Raw genomic sequence first — 5,275 nt, forward strand, 5'->3', positions numbered from 1 at the left:
GGGCGACGGGGCTCTCGGCAGATGTCGCGCTGGTTGCGCGCGGGGCGGCTGCGGGTCGGGCGGCGGTCGCGGTGGAGGCGGTGGTGATGTTCATGGCTCCACCCTCTGTCGCTGCAGGTCACGGGCGAAGGGCCCTCGATCATGACCAGGGCATGACAGGTGTCATGGGCGGGGTGGTGCACCGGAATCAGCGCCACCTCACCACGTCATCGCCGAGAGTCAGGATCCGGCTCGATCCGCACCGGAAACGACACCGATCCTGACTCTCGGCGAGCGTGGTCGACCGACCGTACGGTCGTCGGCGCGCGGCCCTGGGGCGCCACCGCCCCCACCGTGACGCGCATGCCCGGCTCCCACGTGCCCTCCCCCGCCCCTCCGCCGCCCGCGCCATCCGATACCGGCGGGACGCCCCTGCGTCGCAGCGTCGGCACGGGCGCGCTGCTGCTGTTCATCCTGGGCGACGTCCTCGGCGCCGGGGTCTACGTCCTGGTCGGGCAGATCGCGGGCATCGCCGGCGGCGCCGTGTGGGTGCCGCTGGTCGCCGCGCTGCTCATGGCGCTGCTGACCGCCGGCTCCTACGCCGAGCTCGCGACCCGCTTCCCGCGCGCCGGGGCGTCCTCGCACTACGCGACCCTCGCGTTCGGCCCGTTCGTCGGCTTCCTCGTAGGCTTCTGCATGCTGTCGGCGGGCATCGTCTCCGTCGGTGCGCTGGCCCTCGGCTTCGCGGGCGACTATCTCGGCGCCTTCGTGTCCTGGCCCGTGCCCGTGGTGGTCACCGTGTTCCTCGCGCTGCTCGCGGCACTGAACATGCGGGGGATCTCCGAGTCGCTGGGGGTCAACCGCGTCGCGACGATCATCGAGGTGGGCGGTCTCGCACTCATCATCGTGCTCGGTCTGATCGTCGTCGCGCGCGGCGGCGGCGACCTGTCGCGCCTGACGCAGCTCGGGACGCCCGAGCACGGACCGCTGACCGCCGTGCTGGCCGCGACGGTGCTCGCGTTCTACTCGTACGTCGGCTTCGAGACCAGCGCGAACCTCGCCGAGGAGACCCGCGACCCGGCCCGCTCCTACCCGCGAGCACTGTTCGGCGCGCTCGTCATCGCAGGCCTCGTCTACGCGCTCGTGGGGGCCGTGGCCTCGGCCGTCGTCCCCACCGACCAGCTCGCCGGATCGAGCGCCCCGCTGCTGCAGGTGGTCCGCGCGGCGGGGATCGTGCCGCCCGTGCTGTTCAGCGCGATCGCGCTGGTGGCCGTCGCCAACGGCGCCCTGCTGACCGGCATCATGTCCTCCCGCCTGGCCTACGGCATGGCCCGCGACGGTCTGCTCCCCCGCCTTCTGGCGCGCGTGCTGCCCGGGCGGCGCACGCCGTGAGTCGCGATCCTGGTGACGACAGCGCTGTCGCTCGGCCTCGCGCTGACGGGGACGATCGAGGTGCTCGCCGGGGCGATGGTGCTGCTGCTCCTCTTGGTGTTCCTGGGCGTGAACGCGTCGGTGCTCGTGCTGCGCCGCCGTTCGGGCGAGGCCGAGGGCTTCCGCGTGCCGATCGTCGTGCCGGTGCTCGCGATCGCCTCGTGCCTGCTGCTGCTCACCCAGGTGGAGGCCGAGGTGTGGCGCCTGGGCATCCCGTTCCTCGCCGTCGCCGCGCTGCTCGCGGCCGTCGCGCCCCGGCGGGTGCGGCGTGCGGATGTCGAGACGCCGGAGGACCGGACGACCTCGGTCTGAACGGGCCCGGACACAGCTCGGCCGCCCCGACTCCCGCGGGCCTGTCAGAGAGCGTCGGCCTCGATCCAGAAGCGGCGCTTGACGGTGCCGTCCCCCGCGCGCCGACGGCCCTCGAGAACGCCGCCGCAGCGCTCGATCGTCGCCGCCGACGCGATGTTGGCGTCGTCGCAGGTCACGAGCACACGCTCGACCCCCAGCTCCCGCAGGCGCTCGACCGAGAGCCGCAGGATCTCGGTGGCGTACCCGCGACGGCGCTGCGAGCGCCCGACGGCGTAGCCGACATGCCCGCCCTCGGCTAGCAGGAAGTCGTTGAGCGCGTGGCGGATCGAGACGCGGCCGACCACCTCCCCGTCGACCTCCGCGACCAGGAAGTCCGCCGGCACGCGACCGGGCGCGAGGTCCTCGCCCGCCGACTCGCGACGATGGCGCTCGATGATCGCGGCGAAGGGCTCGTCGGCGTCGAAGAGGAATTCGAAGTCCTCCTCGGCGAGCTCGGCGTGCAAACGGCGCACCGCCTGCTCATCGGCGGGCTCGAGGGGGCGCAGGATCAGAGGCATCGGCCCAGGCTACGAGCCGACGGCGGCGCTGTCGTCCCGATTCTCCGCGGCACACGCCTCGACGCGGTGCGGGACCCCTGATTTCGTTCTCAGCGTCCCGGCGCCGCATCCGGCCCGGCTGCCGCGCACGATCTGTGCAGAACGAACGGTCAGTCCCCGCGCACCGTGCGGCTCCTCTACTTTCAGCGTCGGAATGAGGCGTCCGTTCCGACGCTGAAAGCAGAGGACTTCCGAGCGCTCTGCCGCGAGTGCCGGAATGCCCCGCCGATGCCGGCACTGACGGCAGAGAAGTCTGCTCGTCCGCCGCCCAGCGCCCCCGGGTTCTCCGTGCCGACCGACGGAGCTCTGCGTTCGTCGTTTCCGCACCGCGCCTCGTCGCGGCGTCAGGGTCCGCTGACGATGTCGAAGGGATCCCCGTCCTCCGGGTCGTCGAGGTCGGCGAGGGGCTCGTCGTGCTGGACGTACTGCCAGTAGGCGCCGAGGGCGACCGAGGCACCGGGCACCTCGAGCTCCGGCCACGTCGGGGACTCCAGCAGCGCGGCCGCCGCTTCGAGCGGATCGGTCACGCTGACCTCGGCGAACACCGGATCCTCCAGGTCGTGCCGGCGCGTGTACGCCGCGCGCCCGGCCGCGAGGAACCGCTCCGGGTCGACGATGTCCACGTCCCATCGGCCCACGAGCGAGAGGACGTCGCCGCGGGGCCGCACCGCCTCGTCCTCGAGGTCGATGAGCTCGATGTCGGCCGCGTCCTCCCCGTCGGCATCGACCTCGACCGCCGGCAGGGACATCGCGCCCGCCCAATCCAGCTCGCGGTCGTTGGCATCGGCGATGGCCCGGTGCACGAGGTCCTGCGACGTCCAGTAGGTGCGCCGGGTGTCCGGGTCGTGGTCGAAGTGCTCCCGATCCAGGCCCGCGACCAGGCGCGCGTGGCGGCGCAGCTGCTCGACGAGCACCTCGACGCCCTCGAGGTAGCGCTCCCGGCCCTCGGTCGTCCACATCATGTCGGGGTCGTCATCGGGCGTGGTCATGGTCGTGAATGTAGCAACGGAGGGCGGCTCAGCGCCGACGCGTCAGATGCACGCCCAGCAGGCACAGCGCACCGCCGACGAGCATGACCGCCGTCGGCGCCTCGCCGAGCAGCAGCCACGACAGCACGATGGCGACGGCGGGGACCGCGTACGTCGTCGCGGCGGTCTGCCCCGCCGACATCCGTCGGAGCACGTACGCCCAGGTGGAGAACGCGATCGCGGTCGGGAAGACGCCCAGGTACACCACGGCGAGCGTCGCACCGAGCGGGGCGCGGGCCGCCTGCCCGATGAGCTGCGGCGCCCACGGCAGCAGCGCGAGAGCACCCGCGACCGCTCCGAGGAAGGTGAGGCTCGCGGCGTCGACGCGCTCGAGCAGGCGCTTCTGCAGCAGCGTGCACCCGGCGTACAGGAAGGCCGCGGCGACACCCATGAGCACGCCGCCCGCGGTCGCGTGGCGCTCACCGGCCGCGGCGATGAGCGCCACTCCGCCGAAGGACACGGGCGCACCGATCAGCAGCGAGCGCGGCAGCCCCTCGCCCAGCAGCACCCCTGCGAGCAGCACGACGATGAGCGGGGCGAGGTTCACCAGCAGCGCCGCGGTCCCCGCGTCGACGGTCCGCTCTGCGGTGTTCAGCGCGAGGTTGTACAGGCAGAACTAGGTGTACTGACCGGAGACGTTGATCGAGCCCCAGCTCGGGTTTCAAGCCAGGAGGGGCCGCCAAGTTGCGGCTTTGCCAGCGAGCACTTGGCATGATCGGGTCTACAAGGAGGTGACTGCTTACATGGCGACGGAGTCGAGGACGCGAACGCTCCTGCGAACGCGTGACGTCATGGACCGCCACTTCAACGAGCCCCTCGACGTCGCTGAGCTCGCCGCGATCGCACATCTGTCACCAAGCCACTTCCTGCGCCAGTTCAAACTCACCTTCGGGGAGACGCCGCACCAGTACCTGTACCGCCGACGCATCGAGCGCGCTGGCACACTCTTGCGCTCCACTTCACGATCGGTCACCGACATTGCGCACGAGGTCGGGTACGAGTCGCTGGGCACCTTCACCCGAACCTTCACCAAGCTGATGGGACATTCCCCACTTCAACACCGCGCTCTCGGCCCACTGCCGCTGGCGCCGGGCTGTTGGATCATGGCCAATGGCCGTCCCACGCAAGTGAACCTGCACGGGGGCACCACGGAAGCGCAGTGATTTTGGAGAAGCCAGATGCCAGCGCGGCCACCTAGCGTGAGCCACATGATCACTGACATCGCCATCACGCCCCTGTTTGTCAACGATCAGGATGTCGCGCTGGACTACTACACCCGCGTGCTCGGGTTCGAGGTCCATACAGACGCGGACCTAGGACCGATGCGCTGGCTTACCGTGTGCCTGCCGGGCCGCCCCGAGCGCGAACTGATGCTCCAAAAGCCCGGACCGCCTCCGATCGATGTAGAAACTGCACGCTCGGTGACTCACATCACGGAAAAAGGTGCCCACTGGATCATCCTTCACACTGATGACATCCAGGCCGATTTCGAGAGGTTGAAGGCGGCAGGCGCAGAGATCACCCAAGAGCCGGCAGAGCAGCCCTACGGCGTCGACATGGCCATCCGTGACCCGTTCGGCAACCAGATTCGGCTGACCCAGCCCGCCAGTGCGCCTCAGTCGCACTGATTCAGATCGCACATGCCTACCACTGGGGCCCGGCCGTATGGCCGGGCCCCAGTGCGACGTTCGGAGAAACCATGTCCCATGCGAATGCAGCATTGACCCCGCGCCACAGACGGATCGTCGCGCGTCTGGTCGTAGACGAGGGCTGGCCGGTTAGTGAGGTTGCTGCCCGCTTCCAAGTCTCGTGGCCGACCGTGAAACGCTGGGCCGACCGCTACCGGGCCGGCCAGTCCATGCAGGACCGGTCCTTGAAGCGCCCTGGGTTTCGTTCCGACCTACTTCCTCAAGGAGGATCGGATCATGC

8 protein-coding genes are annotated in these 5,275 nt (G+C 70.4%); 5 read left to right on the forward strand and 3 right to left on the reverse strand.

From position 1 onward, the window contains the following. Positions 1 to 342: 342 nt before the first annotated feature. Positions 343 to 1,371 (forward strand): APC family permease, encoded by a 1,029-nt coding sequence (locus FM110_RS11035; protein ID WP_327230776.1) that lies wholly within the window; start codon positions 343 to 345, stop codon positions 1,369 to 1,371. A gap of 12 nt (positions 1,372 to 1,383) precedes the next feature. Next, positions 1,384 to 1,722, forward strand: a complete 339-nt coding sequence (locus FM110_RS14990) for a hypothetical protein (protein ID WP_327230777.1) — start codon at positions 1,384 to 1,386, stop codon at positions 1,720 to 1,722. Positions 1,723 to 1,766: 44 nt separating this feature from the next. Here FM110_RS14990 and FM110_RS11040 read toward each other — a convergent pair whose 3' ends face one another. From FM110_RS11040 to FM110_RS11050, 3 genes are all read right to left on the reverse strand, one after another. Continuing rightward, on the reverse strand, positions 1,767 to 2,279 hold the full coding sequence (locus FM110_RS11040; protein ID WP_087104815.1) for a GNAT family N-acetyltransferase: 513 nt from the start codon (positions 2,277 to 2,279) through the stop codon (positions 1,767 to 1,769). Positions 2,280 to 2,662: 383 nt separating this feature from the next. Further along, complete coding sequence (locus FM110_RS14150; protein WP_087104816.1) at positions 2,663 to 3,307, reverse strand: hypothetical protein; 645 nt, start codon at positions 3,305 to 3,307, stop codon at positions 2,663 to 2,665. A 28-nt stretch (positions 3,308 to 3,335) separates the two neighbouring features. After that, on the reverse strand, positions 3,336 to 3,956 hold the full coding sequence (locus FM110_RS11050) for a DMT family transporter (protein ID WP_087104817.1): 621 nt from the start codon (positions 3,954 to 3,956) through the stop codon (positions 3,336 to 3,338). A 181-nt stretch (positions 3,957 to 4,137) separates the two neighbouring features. On the opposite strand from FM110_RS11050, the gene FM110_RS11055 reads away from it, so the two are divergent. The 3 genes from FM110_RS11055 to FM110_RS11065 all read left to right on the forward strand — a co-directional run. After that, the gene (locus FM110_RS11055; protein WP_200810228.1) at positions 4,138 to 4,509 is read left to right on the forward strand and encodes a helix-turn-helix domain-containing protein; all 372 of its coding nucleotides are present in this window, start codon (positions 4,138 to 4,140) and stop codon (positions 4,507 to 4,509) included. A 45-nt stretch (positions 4,510 to 4,554) separates the two neighbouring features. Then, complete coding sequence (locus FM110_RS11060) at positions 4,555 to 4,974, forward strand: VOC family protein (protein WP_087104819.1); 420 nt, start codon at positions 4,555 to 4,557, stop codon at positions 4,972 to 4,974. Positions 4,975 to 5,045: 71 nt separating this feature from the next. Next, the coding region (locus tag FM110_RS11065) for a helix-turn-helix domain-containing protein (protein ID WP_143276377.1) at positions 5,046 to 5,275 on the forward strand (230 nt) is incomplete at its 3' end.

This window comes from Brachybacterium nesterenkovii, from assembly GCF_900163655.1.
GTDB classification, from domain to species: domain Bacteria; phylum Actinomycetota; class Actinomycetes; order Actinomycetales; family Dermabacteraceae; genus Brachybacterium; species Brachybacterium nesterenkovii.